This is a genomic window from Sorangium sp. So ce204 (assembly GCF_051526795.1).
Taxonomy (GTDB): domain Bacteria; phylum Myxococcota_A; class Polyangia; order Polyangiales; family Polyangiaceae; genus Sorangium; species Sorangium cellulosum_B.
Window position 1 is genome coordinate 4,340,902 of the sequence record NZ_CP150317.1, and the last position, 17,812, is coordinate 4,358,713.

At 72.9% G+C, this 17,812-nt stretch carries 12 protein-coding genes; 7 read left to right on the forward strand and 5 right to left on the reverse strand.

Annotated elements, in window-relative coordinates; translation table 11 throughout:
* Positions 1-257: 257 nt before the first annotated feature.
* Genes ndk through dapE form a run of 4 tightly spaced genes read left to right on the forward strand, consistent with a single transcriptional unit; the run spans position 258 to position 3,603 of the window.
* Positions 258-692: a nucleoside-diphosphate kinase gene (gene ndk, locus WMF22_RS16205; RefSeq protein WP_437299973.1), complete on the forward strand. Its 435-nt coding sequence runs from the start codon at positions 258-260 to the stop codon at positions 690-692.
* The gene (locus tag WMF22_RS16210; RefSeq protein WP_438036300.1) at positions 692-1,585 is read left to right on the forward strand and encodes a hypothetical protein; all 894 of its coding nucleotides are present in this window, start codon (positions 692-694) and stop codon (positions 1,583-1,585) included. The genes ndk and WMF22_RS16210 overlap by 1 nt, the downstream gene beginning before the upstream one ends.
* A 42-nt stretch (positions 1,586-1,627) precedes the next feature.
* The gene (locus WMF22_RS16215; RefSeq protein ID WP_012235582.1) at positions 1,628-2,503 is read left to right on the forward strand and encodes a 2,3,4,5-tetrahydropyridine-2,6-dicarboxylate N-succinyltransferase; all 876 of its coding nucleotides are present in this window, start codon (positions 1,628-1,630) and stop codon (positions 2,501-2,503) included.
* Positions 2,500-3,603, forward strand: coding sequence for a succinyl-diaminopimelate desuccinylase (gene dapE, locus WMF22_RS16220; protein WP_438036301.1), 1,104 nt, complete (start codon positions 2,500-2,502; stop codon positions 3,601-3,603). Before WMF22_RS16215 ends, dapE begins: the two co-directional genes overlap by 4 nt.
* Before the next feature lie 96 nt (positions 3,604-3,699).
* On the opposite strand, the gene WMF22_RS16225 is transcribed toward dapE, so the two are convergent.
* From WMF22_RS16225 to WMF22_RS16235, 3 genes are all read right to left on the reverse strand, one after another.
* Positions 3,700-4,692, reverse strand: a complete 993-nt coding sequence (locus tag WMF22_RS16225) for a sensor histidine kinase (protein WP_437299976.1) — start codon at positions 4,690-4,692, stop codon at positions 3,700-3,702.
* A gap of 284 nt (positions 4,693-4,976) precedes the next feature.
* On the reverse strand, positions 4,977-5,405 hold the full coding sequence (locus WMF22_RS16230; protein WP_012235585.1) for a response regulator: 429 nt from the start codon (positions 5,403-5,405) through the stop codon (positions 4,977-4,979).
* Between the two features lie 224 nt (positions 5,406-5,629).
* On the reverse strand, positions 5,630-6,094 hold the full coding sequence (locus tag WMF22_RS16235; RefSeq protein WP_012235586.1) for a response regulator: 465 nt from the start codon (positions 6,092-6,094) through the stop codon (positions 5,630-5,632).
* A gap of 376 nt (positions 6,095-6,470) precedes the next feature.
* On the opposite strand from WMF22_RS16235, the gene WMF22_RS16240 reads away from it, so the two are divergent.
* The gene (locus WMF22_RS16240) at positions 6,471-7,292 is read left to right on the forward strand and encodes a sensor histidine kinase (RefSeq protein WP_437299977.1); all 822 of its coding nucleotides are present in this window, start codon (positions 6,471-6,473) and stop codon (positions 7,290-7,292) included.
* Between the two features lie 120 nt (positions 7,293-7,412).
* Positions 7,413-11,498 carry a HEAT repeat domain-containing protein gene (locus WMF22_RS16245; protein WP_438036302.1) on the forward strand — a complete coding sequence of 1,362 codons (4,086 nt, stop codon included), beginning with the start codon at positions 7,413-7,415 and terminating at the stop codon, positions 11,496-11,498.
* Positions 11,499-11,706: 208 nt separating this feature from the next.
* Here WMF22_RS16245 and WMF22_RS16250 read toward each other — a convergent pair whose 3' ends face one another.
* Positions 11,707-13,734 (reverse strand): DsbA family protein, encoded by a 2,028-nt coding sequence (locus WMF22_RS16250; RefSeq protein WP_437299979.1) that lies wholly within the window; start codon positions 13,732-13,734, stop codon positions 11,707-11,709.
* 411 nt (positions 13,735-14,145) lie between these two features.
* Positions 14,146-14,640, reverse strand: a complete 495-nt coding sequence (locus tag WMF22_RS16255) for a hypothetical protein (protein ID WP_437299980.1) — start codon at positions 14,638-14,640, stop codon at positions 14,146-14,148.
* A gap of 290 nt (positions 14,641-14,930) precedes the next feature.
* On the opposite strand from WMF22_RS16255, the gene WMF22_RS16260 reads away from it, so the two are divergent.
* On the forward strand, positions 14,931-17,747 hold the full coding sequence (locus WMF22_RS16260) for a serine/threonine-protein kinase (protein ID WP_438036303.1): 2,817 nt from the start codon (positions 14,931-14,933) through the stop codon (positions 17,745-17,747).
* The last annotated feature ends 65 nt before the right edge of the window (positions 17,748-17,812 follow it).

Sequence of the window (17,812 nt, forward strand, 5' to 3'; positions counted from 1 at the left end):
AATTGCGACAAGGACGAGGTGGAGCGCGAGCGCGAGCGCGAGGAGAGCGCGGAGAGGCGAGACAGACGCCGGGTGATCGGACGCGGCCGCGACCGGGGGCGCGGCCGGGAGAGCAGCCTGGAGCGGTGCGGCGGGATGGACAGCGATGACGGAAGCGCGGCCGGGCGGCGGATCGTGCAGCGAGGCGGGCGGCGGACTCCCAGGACGGAATGCGTGGCGCTTGCAACGCTCGGCGTTTTCGCCTAACTGGGCCGCCCATGGCCCTCGAGCGAACTCTCTCAATCATCAAGCCTGATGCGATGGAAAAGAACACGGCCGGCGCGATCGTCGCCCGCCTCGAGAAGGAGGGCTTCACGGTCAAAGCGATGAAGCGCATCCACCTTACCCGCGCGGAGGCCGAGGGCTTCTACGCGGAGCACCGGGGGCGCGGCTTCTTCGACGAGCTCGTGACGTTCATGTCGCGCAGCCCCATCCTGGTGATGGCGCTCGAGCGCGAGGACGCGGTGGCCAAGTACCGCGAGGTCATCGGCGCGACGGACCCGGCCAAGGCGGCGGACGGGACGATCCGCAAGCTCTACGGGGCGAACGTGGGCGAGAACGCGGTCCACGGGTCCGACAAGCCGGCGACCGCCGCGCGGGAGATCAGCTACTTCTTCGCGGGTTACGAGGTCGCCCCGAGCGCGACGGCCTGATGCTCGGCGAGCGGCTCGCGGCTGCGCTCGGCGCGGCGCGGGACGGCGCGGCTGGCATCGAGAGCTTCGCGCACCTGCTCGGCTCGCGCCGCGTCGGGCCGCGCGGGGTCGCGCTCGCGCTGCCGGAGGTGTGCGAGGGGTGCGCGGCGCTCGTCGTCGCCCTCGACAGCCTGTCCGCGGCGGTCCGCGACGGCTTCGTCGAGACAGGCTCCGCCGCGGCGGCCGACGCCGCGGCGGCCGACGCCGCCTGCGCGGTCCTGGGCCACGCGGGCGTCGAGGTCGCGCGCCTCACGGACGAGCTGTCCCGCGCGGCGGCGGGCGCCTCGCCGGCGCGCGGCGCTGGCCGCGGCCGCGCGGATCGCGGCGGCTCCGAGCGCGGCATCGACGCGCGGCAGCGCCTCGGGCTCGAGGCGTCGGTGCGCAGGACGGCCCGGGAGCTGAGCGGCGCGCTCCGCCTGTCCGAGCTCGTGATCGCGACCCTCGAGCTGCGCCCGACGCCGCTCGATCTCATCGACGTGCTCCGCAACTGGAGCGCCGCCCCGGCCGAGGGGCGGCCCGTGCTCGGCATCTCGGTCGCCTCCTCCGATGGCCGCGCCAACGAGGTGGAGGGCGACGTGCGCGCCGTGAGCGGGCTCATGGAGCTCGCGGTCGGCATGGTCAGCGCGGCGGGCGTGGCGAGCCCGCACCTCACGGTGTCCCGCCTCTCGGACGGGCGCTCGATGGTGCGCATCGCCGAGCGCGGCCCGCGCGAGGGCGCGCCGGCGGTCGCCCTCGACGTGGTGCTGCGCGACGGCGGCGAGCGGGCGGCCGCCGTGGCCCGCGTCGTCGCGCGCCGCGCGCGCATCGAGCTCGTCGAGGGGACGGACGGGCGCGTCGTCACCATGACGTTCTGACCCCGGTGCCGGTGCTGGCTCGGCCGTGCTAAAGGCGGCGCCATGGCCACCGAAGAATCCATGAAGTCCCTCGTTGAGGCGGCGTTCCGCGACCGCGAGCTCCTCCGCTCGCCCGCGCACGAGGCCGCGGTCCTCCGCACGATCGAATGCCTCGATCAAGGCCTGCTCCGCGTCGCCGAGCCCGACAAGACCGCGCAGGCGGGCGGCGAAGGCGCGGCGTCCACCGGCGAGGGCGCTCCGCACAGGTGGGTGACGCACGCGTGGATCAAGGAGGCGATCCTTCTCTACTTCTCGCTCCGCGGCATGAGCGTGATGGAGGTCGGCCCCTTCGAGTTCCACGACAAGATCCCGCTCAAGCGCGGCCTCGACAAGGCGGGCGTGCGCGTCGTCCCGCCGGGGACGGTGCGCTACGGCGCGTTCCTCGAGCAGGGCGCGATCGTGATGCCCGGCTACGTGAACATCGGCGCGTGGGTCGGCTCGGGGTCGATGGTCGACACCTGGGCGACGGTCGGCAGCTGCGCGCAGATCGGGCGAGGGGTGCACCTCGCCGGGGGCGTCGGCATCGGCGGGGTGCTCGAGCCGCCGGGGGCGCGGCCGGTGATCATCGAGGACGGCGTCTTCGTGGGCTCCCGCGTGATCGTGGTGGAGGGCGTCGTGGTCGAGGAGGAGGCGGTGCTCGGCGCCGGCGTGGTGCTCACCGCGTCGACGGCGATCCTGGACGTCACGGGGCCGGAGGTCGTCGAGCACCGCGGCCGGGTGCCCGCGCGCAGCGTGGTGATCCCGGGGACGCGGCCGAAGCGCTTCCCCGCAGGGGAGTTCTCGATCCCCTGCGCGCTCATCATCGGCAAGCGGAGCGAGGCGACGGATCGCAAGGTGTCGCTGAACGCGGCGCTGCGAGATTTCGCGGTGCCGGTGTGAGCGCGCGCTCCGACGCGGACGCGGCGGCCGCGGCCGATCTCGCGGGCACGCTGCTCTGGCTCTGCTCCGTCCCGTCGCCCACGGGCGAGGAGCAGGAGCTGTGCTGCGCGGTGGCGGAGCGGCTCGGTCGGGCTCGGCTCGCCGCGCCGGTGCGCCGCCACGGCGACTCGCTCGTCGTGCAGGTGACGCAGGGCACGGGCGGCCCGAAGATCGCGCTGGCCGGGCACCTCGACGTGGTGCGCACCTCGCACGACGGGCCGCCGCGGATCGAGGGGGATCGCCTCTACGGCCCCGGCGCGAGCGACATGAAGTCGGGGCTCGCGCTGATGCTCGACCTCGTCGAGGGCGAGCGGGAGGCGATCGCGGGCGTCGATCTGACGCTCGTGTTCTACGCGCGGGAGGAGGGCCCGTACCTGGAGAACGAGCTCGCGCTGGTCATCGAGCGCGAGCCCGACCTCCGCGCGCTCGATCTCGCGGTGTGCCTCGAGCCGAGCGACAACCGGCTGAGCCTCGGCGCGAGCGGGTCGCTCCACGCGGGGCTGACGTTCCGCGGGCGGACGGCGCACAGCGCGCGGCCGTGGCAAGGGGAGAACGCCATCTACAAGGCGGGCCCGCTCCTGTGCGAGCTCGCCGCGCTCGCGCCGCGCGAGGTCGAGATCGACGGCTTCGTCTACCGCGCCGTGACGACGGCGACGATGGCGCAGGGCGGGCGCGGGAGGAACGTCGTTCCGGACGAGTTCACGATGAACCTGAACCACCGCTTCCCGCCCGGGACGTCGATCCAGGAGGCGCAGCGGACCATCGAGGCGCTCGTGGACGGGCGCGCCGAGATCGCCTGGCGCGACCTCAGCCCTTCGGCGCCGCCGCACGCGTCGCACCCGCTCGTCGTCGCGCTGCGCGAGGCGGGCGTCGCCGCGGTCGAGCCGAAGCAGGCGTGGACCGACGTGGCCCGCTTCGCGGAGCTCGGGGTGCCCGCGGTCAACTTCGGCCCCGGCGAGAACGCCCAGGCGCACCAGCGCAACGAGTGGTCGTCGCTTCGAAAGCTGTCCGAGGGTCGCACGATCCTCCGCCGCTGGCTCTCGGCGCTCGGACCGGCCTGACGCCGCGCGCGCACCCGCTGCGCGCGCTCCGTGTCAGGGGGAAGCCCGCCTGATCGCGCGCAGCGTTCGGGCGCGCCCCGGTGACCCTCGTGCGCTTCAGGTGGCCGTGCGCACCGAGAGCCCGGCGGCGGGGATGGTGAAGAAGAACGTGCTGCCCTGGCCGGGCGAGCTCTCGACCCAGATCGTGCCGCCGTGGGCCTCCACGATGCCCTTGGTGACGAACGCCGCGAGCCCCATCCCCTGTCCCATGGGCCTTCGAGGGGGCGCGTGGCGAGCGAAGAGCAGCAGTTGTTGCTCCGGGGAGATGCCAGGTCCTGTATCGGAGATCGAGAATCGCGCGTCGGTGCCCGACGGCTCGGCGCGCACCGTGATGCGTCCGCCCTTCGGCGTGAAGCGCATGGCGTTGCCGAGCAGGGTGGCGATGACCTGGACGATGCGCTCCCGATCGCACGCGATGGGCGGCAGCTCGTGCGGCAGCTCCTTCGCGATCTCGAGCGGCTTCAGCGCGACCGTGGGCGCCACGAGCTCGATCGCCTTGTCGAGGATCGGCTCGACCTCGTGCGCGCCTTTGCCGACCTTCAGCGAGCCGTTCTCGATGCTCATGGCGTCGACAAGATCCTGCGCGAGCTGGTTGATCTCGTCCGCTGCGCGGGTGATCGCCTCGAGCTGCCGCCTACCCGGGCCCTCCTGAGGGACGGATCGCATCAGCATGCGGGCGCTCACGACGATCACGCTCAGCGAGTTCCTGAGGTCGTGAGAGATGGTGGAGACGGTCTCGCGCAGGATGCGCTCTGCCGCCTCCGCGCGGCGCTCGAGGAGCTGGCGCTGCTCCTCGATGATCCGCTCGCGCTTGGCCGCGTCGCCCCGCGGGGCGAGCCGCTCCGCGTCCGCCTTCGATCGCCGGGGCGCCCTGGCGCGCAGGGTCGCCGGTCCCGCGGATCGAGGCCCGCTCGCCGCGGCCGACGTCGAGCCCCGCTTCGGAGCGCGCAGGGGCGCCGCCGTCGTGCGCCCGCGGAGCGTGCGGCCGTGCGCTGCGTCCGCGCCGTCCGCCGCGTTCTTCCCGGCTTTTTTTCTCGTCACCCCCGCCATTCTTGTCCCCTCGTGCCTCTCAAGCCCTCAGTTAGCCAGAAAGACCGCACCGAGAATAGTCAGGTGGTGCCGCAGTCAAGTCCTGGCAGCGCGGGAGCGCAGGTGCGCTATTTGCGGTCCCGCTGCGGTCCCGCTGCGGTCCCGCTGCGGTCCCGCTGCGGTCCCGCTGCGGTGTCGCTGCGGCCTCGCTGCGGTCCCGCGGAGGGCACGCGCCTCGCGGATCTCGCGAGCTCGAGCGTGCTGTGTAGGTTTCGCTGGTCTTGTGGCGGGGGATTCGCGGCGCGTCAGGGCGCGCTTTCCGGCTGCGATGACGCGCTGCCGCGCGACAGGAGGCGGCGAATCTCGAGCACGAGCGTGTCCGGCAGGCACGGCTTCGTCAGGAAGGCGTCGCACCCCGCGTCCTTCGCCTCGCGCGAGTGCCCCGCGAGCGTGTGACCCGTGAGGGCGACGATGGGGATCCTCATGGTGCGAGGATCGCTCTTGAGGTGGCGCGTCGCCTCCCAGCCGTCGATCTCGGGGAGCGAGAGGTCCATCAGGATGAGGTCCGGGATCAGCTCGAACGCGCGGTCGAGCGCCTCGCGCCCCGTCGCCGCCTCGGCCACGCGGAACCCGGAGAAAGACAGGTACTCCGCGAACATCTCCCGGTTGTCCTGGAAGTCGTCCACGACCAGGACGAGCGGCGAGACCGCGTTGTCATCAGACTTCACTTCCATCCCAGTGAACCTTTCCATTCCTCGGCGCACCGCGCCGCCCGATCGCAAGGGGCTCCGGCATCGCTCGGCCGGCCTCTCACGCAGGGTCATGTAGGGGGGCGATCCGCTCGGGTCACGTCATGTTTGTATACCTGATTGCGGGCACGATGCCGGGCATTTCCCCTCCCGCGCAGGGGTTATCCTGCATTTGCCCTGAAGGGGTTTCAGGTTGCTCCTGACGTGGCCTAGGTAGGTCCGTAGGGGCGGCGGACGCCGACGATCTCGTGGAGCAAACGAGCGGCGCTGTCCCAGTCGACCGGCTTCACGAGGACACCGTCGAACGCCGAGGCGTTGAGCGCGGCGCGGGCCTCGAGATCGCGCCGGCCAGTGCACGCGAAGATGGCGACGTGCTGGGTCGCCGGATCGGCGCGCAGCGCCTCGGCGACGACGAAGCCGTCGATGCCGGGCATCCTCAGGTCACACAGGATCACATCCGGGACGTCCTGCGTCGCGAGGAACACGCCACGCAGCCCGCCGGCTGCTCGCTCTACCAGGAAGCCGTGCGCAGCGAGCGCCGCCTCCGCCATAACGAGGAAATCGGGATCATCATCGACGATGAGGACCCGGCGCCGCCGCTCGATCACCAGGGTATCCTCGTCTCCCTGCTCGTCGTGATGCTCGGTGAACTCTCTGCGCTCTGCCTCGGACATGCTCCCCCGCTCGCGGCTCGGCTGACAGCGCTCCCCAGGTGCTCGGGCTTCGATGCGCTGATGCGCGGAAGCATGACCATCGACCCATGGAACATGGCCCATGGAACATGGAAGGAGAGCAACGAAGAGCAACGGCCTCCCGCCGGCGTTTCTGGAAAGGCCCCCCCGCGCTGGTGGAGGCGGAACCTGAACCCCAGGTACACCTTGTGCCCAGGTCGCTTATCCGCAACCATCAACTGTCCAGCGCAGATGGGGGGTCTCTGCGCGGTTCACCCCCAGCCTCCGGCGACCGCTGTTTCGGGGCAGCCCCGACGACAGTTGGCTTGCTCGTCTGATGCTCGCGGTCCGCGCTGCTGCATATTCGGAGCAGGCGTTTATGTGGATGGATGACGAGTTCTTCGCGCGTGTGGGCCACGATCTTCGGGGCGAGCTGGCGACCATGCTGGCGGGGGTCCACTATCTCCTGCGTTACCAGAAGGACCTCGGGGCGGCGCCGCGGGACATGCTGGAGCGCGTGCGCGGCGCGGGCGAGCGGCTGAAGCGGCTGCTCGACGAGTTCGACAACTCCATCTGGCTCCGCGCGGACCCGAGCCGTCCCATGGCGATCGCCTCGTACGATGCAGGCGAGCTCGCCCGCCGCGCGGCGGGGCATCTCGAAGAAGCGGCCACCGCGCGTGGCGTGCGCATCTCGTTCGTTGCCGAGCCCGACGGGGGCGCCCCCGTGGAGGGGGATCCGGAGCTGCTCCGGGTGGCGATCGAGTACGTGCTCGGCTTCGCCATCCTGCGCTCGCGCGATCGCCCCGTGCAGATGTGTGTCTCGATCTCCGGCGGAGAGGCGGTGGTGACCGTCATCGACGAGGCCGGCCCCGTCGCGCCCGAGCCGCTCGCCCGGCTGCTCGATCCGTTCGGCGAGCGGGCGGCGATCCCCGCCGACCCTGTCGCGCCGCGCCGTCGAGAGCGGCTGGGCCTCGGGCTCGCGATCGCGCGTGGCATCCTCGGTGCGCACGGGGGCGGGCTGACCGTGGAGCCGTCGTCCGGTCGCGCGGAAGGCGGCTCGACGGAGCCGGCCTCGGGGCTCTCCACGACGGGGCTGCGATTCACGTGCTCTCTCGGCGGCGTTCGGCGGGGCTCTCCCTCCGGCTCGCCCGAAACGACGGATCGCGGCCGTGCGGCGAGCGCGAGCGGCGATGACGGATGAGATCCCGCCCTGGGCTCGCAACGCGCGGATCGTGTCCGATGAAGACTTCGTCTAGGATGGACGGGGTCGCACGTCGCGAGCGTGCTCCAACTTCCACCGCCCACCGATGAATGCGCCTCGATGCCGACGCTGAGCTCTCTCCTCGTGCAGCATGGGGTTACCTCGATGCGGGTGGTCGAGGAGGCGATCGCCCGCCAAGTGCTCCACGGCGGCGATCTCGCCACGAATGTGCTGGAGCTGGGTGCGGTGCGTGAGCGAGAGCTCACGGCGCTGCTCGCGGAGAGCCTCGGGCTCCCGCCCGCCGTGGGCCGGCTGCGACCCGCGTCGCCCGAGGTGCTGCGGACGATCCCCGTCGATCTTGCGGTCCAGCACCGCGTGTTCCCCCTCGACGTACGCGCGGGCCTCGACGTGGCGGCGACAGGAGCCCTGCAGCGCGAGGCGACGCTCGTCATCGCCACGGCAGAGCCCCTCGCGTTGCCCGTGGCGGAAGAGCTGAGCTTCGCGCTGGGGGTCAGCCTGCGGCAGCTCGCCGCGCCGCTGGTGCGCATCCGCCAGGCGCTCGCCGAGCACTACGGCGTGGCCCTGGAGCGGCGGTTGTCGCGGCTGGTGAAGCAGCTCGACGCGCGCGCCGAGCCGAGCCCGAACGAGCCGAACCTGGCGCACGAGCCTGGCCCTCCGGTCGCCGCTGCGGTCCCGCCGGCGCCGGCGCCCGCCTCACCTGCGGGCATCGACGCGGCTCCCCACGCGGCCGTCGACGCCAGCTCGTCCGCGCAGATCGACACGGGTTCGCCTGCCGAGGTCGTCGCGGATCCATCAGCTGAGCTCGCTGCGGCCTCGCCCCGTGGCGCCGATGCGGATTCACCGGCAGGCGTCCGCCCCACGTCGCCTCCAGGAGTCGAGGCGGCTTCGCTGGCCAGCGTCGATGAGCCCGAGGACGCCGCCGAGACCCAGCAAAGGCGACCCAGCATCGAGGATGCTCCGACGGTCGAATCGCTGACCTCGATCTACGACGAGGACACGGTCGTCGCGGACGTGGCGCTCAACGAGGCGGTGCCCACGCCGAGGAAGCCGCCGCTCCACGAGATGGATGACGAGCCGACGGTCGTCGCTGCGTATCCGCTCGATCTCTCCTTGCTCCGCTATCCCGAGGCGCACATTCCTCGGGTCGAGGCGGTCGCTTCACCGCGCGTCACGCCAGCTCCTGGTGAGGCGGCCGCGCATACCGGCCAGGCGGCCGCGCTGCAGGCAGAGCCGGCGATCGAGCCGGCCGTGCCGACGCCGCGCTCCGAGCAGCTCGCGCCGCACCTTTCGCCGCTGGCGCCATCGGAGGCCGTGCGCACGTCGCCGCCCGCGGAAGCCCCGGGGCCGCCCGTCGAGATCACGGAGCCGGCGCCGAAAGCAGCGGCCTCGCCGGCGTCGGCGCTGTCCGGCGTGCGCTCGCCAGCGCCAGGCACTCAGCTCCTGACGGGCTGGCTGAAGCGGGCCTCTGCTGCACACCGGCCTCAGCAGGAGCCGCTGCCGCCAGCCGCTGCGGCGCTCCAGCAGCAGGCCCACGGATCCGCATCCACGGCGTCGACAACGGCGGCATCGGTACCCGCAGGTTCGACACCTGAGGCGCCGGTCCCCGTGCCGTCAGCGCCTGCGGTGCCGGCACCTGCGGCGACTCCGGCGGAGCGGCGCGAGCTCTCCTCGAGCGCACCGGCGGCGAAGGTCTCCATGCGCGAGGCGGGACGGTCTGCGTCCGCTGCGCAGAGGCGGAAGGGCCCCTTCACGCTGGCCATGGCCGAACAGGCGCTCGCCGCCGTCGGATCGAGCGAAGAGGTGCTCGGGGTCCTCTTCGACTTCGCTCAACAGTACTTCGAGTACACGGTCCTGTTCACGGTGCACGGCGAGCGCGCCGAGGGCCGCAACGCTTCGGGTCCAGGCGCCGAGCGCGAGCGCATCACGAAGATCGCCGTGCCCTTCGAACGTCCGAGCGCCCTCGCCAGGGCGCGCGCGCTCCGCGCGCCGGTCGTCACCGCCGTCGCCGGCAGCGCGCCTGACGCCGAGCTCCAGCGCGAGCTCGGCAGGAAGGTCCATGCGGCCGCCGTGGCGGTCGTCCCGATCGTCGTGCGCGGCCGCGTCGTCGCGCTCGTCTACGGCGACGACGGCGCCACCTCGGTCGAGCTCTCGAGCATCGGAGACCTCATCGCGCTCGCCGGCATCGCGGCGACGGTGCTGGAGCGGCTCATCCTGCGGAAGAAGCAGAACCGCAGCGGCGGAGCCCAGCCAAGCGACGGCCCGGCGCCCCACGAGGCCGCCACGCCTCAGCAGAAGGCGCCCGCGCCTCAGCAGAAGGCGCCCGCGCCTCAGCAGAAGGCGCCCGCGCCTCAGCAGAAGGCGCCCGTGCCTCCGGAGGACGCCGCCGCGCGTTCGGAGGACGCCGCTGCGCCGATGGACGAGCAGGCAACCGAGGGACCGCTCTCCCTGCGCACCCGCGCCGCGCTCATGGAGCTGAGCAGCATGGTCCGCGCGGACGCGCACGGCGCGCACGTCGCCGCCGCGGGCGCGCAGCTGCCTGCGGCGGATGCAGACCGCGACGCGGGAGAGCCCCTGCCCGCCGACGCCTCCGACGTCGCGCCGCAGGCCGTGCGGCGGCAGGGCAGCTGGACCACGGAGGACGGCGCTTCCGGGATCGACGCCGTCGCGCGGGCCTTCGGCCTTCGCGGCACCGGCGTGGAGACCGAGGCCGTGCGGCCGGACGAAGGTGTCGCGCACGCGATGGCCTTCAGCTCGACGATCCCGCCGGCCCCGACGCCGCACGCGCAGCGCATGGGCTCCGAGCCGCAGCTCCGATCGGGCCTCGAGGTGGACGCGGACGTCGTGTCCGGCACGGCCGTCACGGCGCCGATGATGCCGGCGGTCACGCCGCCGATGATGCCGGCGGTCACAGCGCCGATGATGCCGGCGATCACGCCGCTGCCTGCGCCGCGCGCCGCGGCGTCGTCGGCGCCGGCGATCATCGACGAGATCCCCGACCTCGAGATCCCCGCGGCGCCGGTCCCCTCGGCGTCGGAGGACCTCGATCTCGGCGAGCCGGAAGAGGCGCGGACGAAGCGGTACTCACGGCCTCCGTGGATGCTCGACAGCTCGATCACGCCGGGCGCAGAAGAGCACCGGGAGCTCGGACCGGCGCCGGCCGCGGGGCGGCCCTCGTGGCGCCGCCGTACGCCTGTTGCCGTCGAGACCGCCACGGCCTACGCGAGGCCCCCGTCCGAGCGGCGCGCCGCGGTCTCGCCGTCGCCGGCCGGCGACTTGCGCGCGGAATACACCTCGCTGCTTCAGCACGTCCTCGCGGGCGGCGAGGCCGGCGCGAGGGCGTTCGCCGAGCTCGTGCGCAACGGCGACACGGCGATCTCGGTCGTCGCCGCACGGTTTCCCGGTCCGCTCCGGGTCGATCGTCAGCGCTTCCGCGAGCAGCTCGCCGGCCCGGAGGGCGCCGCGATCGTCGCCACCGCGCCCCCCGCCTCCCAGTGCGGGCCGCTGCTCGAGCTGATCGTCGCGATCCGGCGCCCGGCGCTGCCCTTCATGACCGTGCGGAGCGCCTCGCCCGATCCCGAGGTGCGCCTGTGGGCCACGCACGTGCTCGGCGAGCTGACGTACCCGGAGGCCGCCAACGCGCTGCTCCCACGGCTCTTCGACGACAGCATCGCCGTGCGGCGGATCGCGATCCAGTCGGCCGCCTCGCTGATCGCGGCGCCGCCTGCGGGCGCCCCGATCCTGCAGGGGCTCGACCACATCGCGCGCGACCGCGAGGAGGCGTCCGCGCGGCGGCTCGCGGCCATCGAGACGATGACCGAGATCCGCTCGGGAGCCAGCGTGCCGGCGCTCATCAGCGCGCTCACCGATCCTCACGAGGCGATCGCCGAGGCGGCGGCGCGGGCGCTTGTCGTCGTCACGCGGGACGATCTCGGCCGGGACGCGCGCAGGTGGCTGTCGTGGTGGTCGAGGAACGGCGAGCGCCATCGCATCGAGTGGATCATCGACGCGCTCACGCACGAGAAGCCTGCCATCCGCCGCGCGGCGATCGACGAGCTGAAGGGCGTCACCAAGGAGTACTTCGGGTACTACGAGGACCTGCCGCGGCAGGAGCGGGAGGCAGCCCAGGAGCGCTACCGCGCGTGGTGGATCTCCGAGGGGCGCTCGCGGTTCCGCACCACCGGCTGACGCCGCAACCATGGAGCGGGGGGCGGCTCGCGGCGCCGCCTCCCGTGGGAGCGGCGCGCCGACGCCTCACGGGCGACGCGCGCAGAAGGAGCTTGAGCCCGCGTCGCGCGGGGAGGTGGGCGGCTCGGCCGCTCAGCGGGAGCCGCCCGTCGGGTGGGCTTGAGGGAGGGTCAGGGGAAGGGGAGAGAGCGAACCGCGCAGCGGCGGTTCACTTCGGCGCGGCGGGGGCGGCGGCCGGCTGCGTGGCGGGCGCCGGCCTCTTGGCGGGCAGCCCGGCGGGCGCGGTCTCGCCGGCCTCCTTCATGGCCTTGTCGATGAGCTTCTTGAACTTCGAGAACGGCTGCGCGCCGCTGATGAAGTAGCCGTTCACGACGAACGCCGGCGTCCCGCTGATGCCCGCCTTGTCCGCGACGGAGTTCTCGGAGTCCACGAACGCCTTGTGGGTGTTCGCGTCGAGCGCCTTCTTGAACTTCGTCATATCGAGGCCCTGCTCCTCGGCGTACTTCTCGAGCGAGGCGCGCGAGAAGGCGTCCGGCTGCCCCTGATTCTTGAAGAGCACCTCGTGGTACGCCCAGAACCCGGCGTTGCCCTTCTGCGTGTAGGCCTCCTGCGAGGCCTCGGACGCGAGCGGCGCGTTCTTGTGCATCGGCAGCGGCCGGTGGCGCCACACGATCTTCAGCTTGTCGCCGTAGGTCTTCGAGATCTGGGAGACCGTGTCCTCGACGCGCTTGCAGAACGGGCACTCGAAGTCCGAGAAGACCTGCATCACGACCTTGGCCCGCTCGCCGCCCTTCCACGGGCTGTTCGGCGCCGGCGCGGAGACCTCCTTGCGCTCGGGCGGCGGCGGCTCCTTGCCGTTCTTGATGATCTCGGCGTAGAGGTCCTTGGCGGCGACGCCCTTGGCGAGCAGCGCCTCCGACTTCTTGATCTCCTCGTCGATGATCGTCTTGAACTTGTCGATCGGCTGCGCGCCGACGAGCCGGCGGCCGTTGATGAAGAAGTGCGGGGTCCCGGACGCCTGCAGGTCGTCCGCGAGCTCCTGATCGGCGGCGATGGACGCGCCGAACTTCTTGGTGGCGATCGCGGCCTTCACCTTCTCGACGTCGAGCCCCAGCTCCTTGGCGTAGCCGAGCAGGTCGTCGTCGTTGAGCTTCTGCTGGTTCTTCCAGAGCAGGTAGTACGCGTCCCAGAAGCCCTTCTCGCCCTTCTGCGCGCGGGCCTCCATGGCGAGCTCAGCCGCCGGCTCGGCGCGCTGGTGGAACGGGAGCGGGTTGTTCTTCCAGACGAACCGGACCTTGTCGCCGTAGGTCGTGAGGAGCTCGTCGATGGTCGGGACGACCTTGCTGCAGAACGGGCACTGGAAGTCGGACCACTCGACGATGGTGACCAGCGCGGTGGCCGGGCCCTTCGCCGGCGCGTCGCCGACGGGCACCTTCCAGACGGTCTTGTCGTCCTCCTGCGGGCGCTCGCGGTCCTTCTGGGGCGGCGCCTTCGCCTTGTTCTCCGCGGCGAGCTTCGCGTACACCTTGTCGGGCTTGGTCCCGGCGGCGACCGCCGCCTGCGCGGCCTTGAGCTGCTCGTCGATGACGGCGGTGAACTTGTCGATCGGCTGAGCGCCGCTCAGGAACACGCCGTTGATGATCGAGGCGGGCGTGCCGGTGACGCCCGACGTCTTGCCGACCGCCATGTCGGCGTCGATCTTGGCCATGTACTCCTGCCGATCGAACGCCGCCTTGAACTTCGCCCTGTCGACGCCGGCGTCGACGGCCCACTTCTCGAAGTTATCGGGCGTGAGGCTCTTCTGGTTCTGGAAGGCCAGCTCGTGGAACTTCCAGAACGCCTTCGAGCCGCCGAGGCGGAACACGGTCTCGGCCGCGAGCGCCGCCGGGCGCGCGTTCTTGTGGAAGGGGAGCGGGTTGTTCTTCCAGATGATGCGCAGCTTCTCGGGACCGTACTTGTCCTTGAGCTGGTTGATCGTGGTCTCGACCTTGGTGCAGAACGGACACTCGAAGTCGCTGAAGACGACCATCGTCACCGGCGCCGCCCGCGTGCCCCACATGGGGTCCTTCGACGACACCGGGACCGCCGCGTCCTCGTCGGTCCACGGCTGACCGTCCTCGTGGACCGCCGAGATCTCATGCCCGCGCGAGCCGGCGCTCCGATCGATGCTCCACATCAGCCCCATCCCTGCGATGAAGCAGAGAAGAAAGCCGACGATGGCTGTTCCCTTGTTCATGATGTTTCCTCTCTCAACGTGGTGGGGCTCCGCCAGGCGGGCCCCTCCTTCAACGCGGGCGCGGCACCGGGTGCAGCGCCCGCGACAAGATCGCCCATCGTGACCTCCCGGGGCGGCGAGCCACCCCGGGCCGAGGGAGCCGCCGCCGCGTGCGCGCGGCGCAGCCCCCGGCGGAGCGCCAGGGCCGCTCTCGACCCTCACGCCGGCGCCTGCGCCCGGCCACGAGCGCGGCTGGCACCTCGCCCTCGAGAGGGCGAGCCTGCGCGACGTGGGACCGGACCAGCGCCTAGGAGGCTCGGGTCAGACCGGCAAGCGCTCCGGACCTCGCGGCAGCGCCGCCCTCGCGCCGAGAGCTGCGGTCCACGAGAGACCACGCGGCGCGATCGCGTGCGGGCTGCCGGCGAGCTCGCCTCATCGAGGCGGGTGGTAGACGCCCTGCGCGACGCCGGGACGCGGTCCTCCGGGGACCGCCGCGAACGAGAAGAGCGAGACCGACGCGTACGGGGCAGGGAGGACGAGGTCGGGAAGGAGCAACGCCTGCTGCGGGGCGCTGGAGAGCTCGCTCACAGGGCCGGGGTGCCGCGAGTTCGGCCCGACCATCGGCCCGCCATCGCCCGTGGCGCAGCCTGGCGCCGCGTCGATCCGCGCGTCGGTGATCGGGAGGGTGCGGGGCGGAGCGACCGAGGAAGCTCCGCGGGGATCGCAGATCGGCGCGTACCTCGTCTCGCCCGTCGCGTCGTCGACGCTGGTGAAGACGGTGCACGACGGCTCGTCCGGCGGGGCGACGATCGTCATCCGGTCGTCCTCGCACACGGGGACGATCGCAGCGCTCGCTGTAAGCGGCAGGACCAGCGCCAACGCGAACGTCAGCACGGTCATCAGGCGCTGGACAGCGTGTCGCGACATCCCTCGCAAGGATTAGCCGAGGCGTGCAGGGAGAGCAATGGCCCGGATCCCCGCAGGAATGCGACACTTCGAGGTCTTCCTGGACGGATCCCGACGCTTCTCCAGGGTACCGCCCGGAGGATGCCACTTGTCGACAGGGTGTGGATAACCCTGTGGATAAGTTGGAGATCCCCTGTGTCGAAACGGTGGTTCGAGCGACCGGCGCCAGCAGCAGCGCGGCCGGTTTCCGCGTCGCGCAGCGGTTCGCGTGAACTTGGCCCACCTTGTCCTACATCCGGTAGGTTCGCTTCATGGCGAACTCCTCCGCGACCGTGCCTCGCCCGGTTCCTCCGCCCTCGCACGAGCCCACCAAGAGCGGCTTCGCTGCGGACGATGTTCCCCGGCCGCTCGGCCGTTACGTGCTCCTGCGACGCATCGCTCGGGGAGGCATGGGGGAGGTGTTCCTCGCCTCCACGACCGGGCTGGAGGGGGCCGAGCGCCCCGTCGTCGTGAAGATCATCCGCCGCGAGCACGCGTCCGATCCGAGCTACATCGCCCGCTTCCTGGACGAAGCGCGGGTGCAGGCGCAGCTCCAGCACTCCGGCGTCGCGCAGGTCATCGAGGCGGACGTCGACCCGGCGACGGGGGAGCCGTACGCGGTGGTCGAGCACGTCGAGGGCCGGAGCCTCGGCGAGGTCCGGGCCCGCGCGGTGCAGCTCGGGCATCGCTTCGACTGGGCGGAGGCGGTCGCGATCGCGACGATGATCGCCGAGGCGCTCGCCCACGTGCACGAGCGCAGGGACCCGTCGGGCGCCGCGCTCGCCATCGTCCACCGCGATCTGTCGCCGCAGAACGTGATGCTCGGCTTCGCCGGCGACGTGAAGATCATCGATTTCGGCACCGCCCGCGGCCAGAACCGGCGCTGCCACACGGTCGCGGGCGTCGTCTTCGCGAAGCCGGGTTACGTCGCGCCGGAGGTCGCCAACGGCGACCCGGGCGACGCGCGGGTCGATCTCTATGCGCTCGGGATCATGCTCTGGGAGCTGTGCGCGGGGCGCCGGTTCCTCCAGGGCGACGCGCAGACGCACATGGCCGCGGTCGCGCGCAACCAGAACGACCCGCCGCCGATCGCGCTGTCGCTCGGGGCCCCGTCGGCGCTCGACGCCGCCATCGGGCGGCTCACGGCCTTCGACCGCGAGGCCCGGTACCCGTCGAGCCGCGCCGCCGCGCGCGACCTCGCCGCGCTCCTCGGGGCGGCGGTCGCCCTGCCCGGCGGCGAACGCGGCGTGCGCGCGCGGGCCGCGCACCTGATGCAGCGCCTGTTCCCTGGCGAGCCGGGGCGCTCGCGCGGCGAGTTCGCGGCCCTCGTCGCCGCCGCCAAGGCCCACCGCGCCACGGCCGTGACGCCGGTGAGCCCGCGCGCCGAGGCCATGGCCTCCGCCGAGCGCGTGGACGACGGCACGCTGCCCGGGACGCGCTACCGGCTGCTGCGCGAGATCGGGACGGGCGCGAGCAGCACCGTCCACGAGGCGGAGCACGTCGATCTGGGGCGCCGCGTGGCGCTCAAGGTCGTCTCGGCGGAGCACTCGGCGACGGACGTGATCGCGAGCCGCTTCCGCCGCGAGGCCCGCGTCCTCTCGCGCCTCTCCCACGAGCACCTCGTGAAGGTCCACGATTTCGGCATGGCCGCGGACGGCCGGCTGTTCTGCGCCATGGACCTCCTGGAGGGCGAGACGCTCGACGCCCTGCTCGTCCGCGGCGGCGCGATCGACTGGAGGGACGCGCTCGCGATGGCCGCCAAGGTGCTGAGCGCGCTCGAGCTCGCGCACGCCGAGGGGCTCGTTCACCGGGACATCAAGCCCGAGAACCTCTTCATGACGCGCCCGCGCGGCGCCGAGGGGGCGCTCTCCCTCGCGGACGCCGGCCTGAAGCTGCTCGATTTCGGGCTCGCGAAGCGCCTCTCCGACGATCGCGGCGAGGCCTGTGGCGTCGCGGACGAGACGGGCGCCGGCGAAGGGCCGGCCCGGGCCGCGGTCGCGATCGTCGGGACGCCCGAGTACATGGCCCCCGAGCAGGCCGCGTCGGGGCGCATCGACGGGCGCGCCGATCTCTACGCGCTCGGCTGCGTCCTCTACGAGATGCTCACGGGGCGCCTGCCGTTCGTCGAGCAGAGCCTCGTCGCGCTGATCGACGCGAAGATCAAGGGCAGCCCCGAGCGCCTCCGCGAGCGCGCGCCGACCCGGCAGATCCCGACCTTCGTCGACGATCTGGTGATGCGCGCGCTGGCCCGTCACCCGAGCGTCCGCTTCCAGAGCGCCGCCGAGATGCGGAAGGCCATCCTGGAGGCGCTGGGGCGACCTGCTCGCGCGCGCACCCGCCGCCGCGCGATGGGGTTCGCCGCGGTCGCCGCCGCGATGACGCTCGCGGGCGTGCTGGTCGTCGGCAAGGGGCGCGAGCTGGTGGCGCGTGTCCCCGCGGTCGCTGCGCTCGTCGGCGCTGCGGGCGAGGCGGCCGCGACGTCGGGTGATGCGGCGCAGCCCGCCGCGCCGGCGGTCGCCGCGGAGGCGGCGGCGGTCGCCGCGGAGGCGCCGGCGGCAGCCGCGGAGGCGCCGGCGGCAGCCGCGGAGGCGCCGGCGGGCGGCGCGCTCGCGGCAGCTTCCTACGCGCCGGCGTCCGTCGCGGCAGCGCTCGCGGTGGCCAGCGCGGCAGGGCAGGGGAGCGCCACGCCTCCGGCCCTCGCGGCCGTGCCCGCCGCCGGCTCCGATGCCGCCGCGCCCCGAGAGGGAGCCGCGCCGCCTGCGCAGGCCGCCGTCGCGAAGAGCGACGCGGCGAAGTCGCCCGCGAGGGGCGACTCCGCCCGGCGTGCCTCGGCGATGACCGCGCGCGCGCCGGCGCCGAAGGCCGGCAAACCTGCGGCGCGCGGCGCGGCGGATCGCGCCTCCCGCGAGGTCGCGAAGCGCGAGCCGAAGGCGCGCGAGCGATCGTCCTCGTCCGCGGCGCGCGAGTCGGCCGCGGCGACGCCCGCGCGTGGCGAGGCTGACACGGCGGCGAAAGACGCGCACGAGGATCGCAGCGAGGCGAAGCGGCGCCGTCACAAGCGCCGGTCCCGGGTCGCGAAAGCGGAATAGCCGCGCGTCGCGCGGCGCATTTCGCTCGCGCGTGGGCTGCGGCGTTGTATACCGCGCAGCCTGCG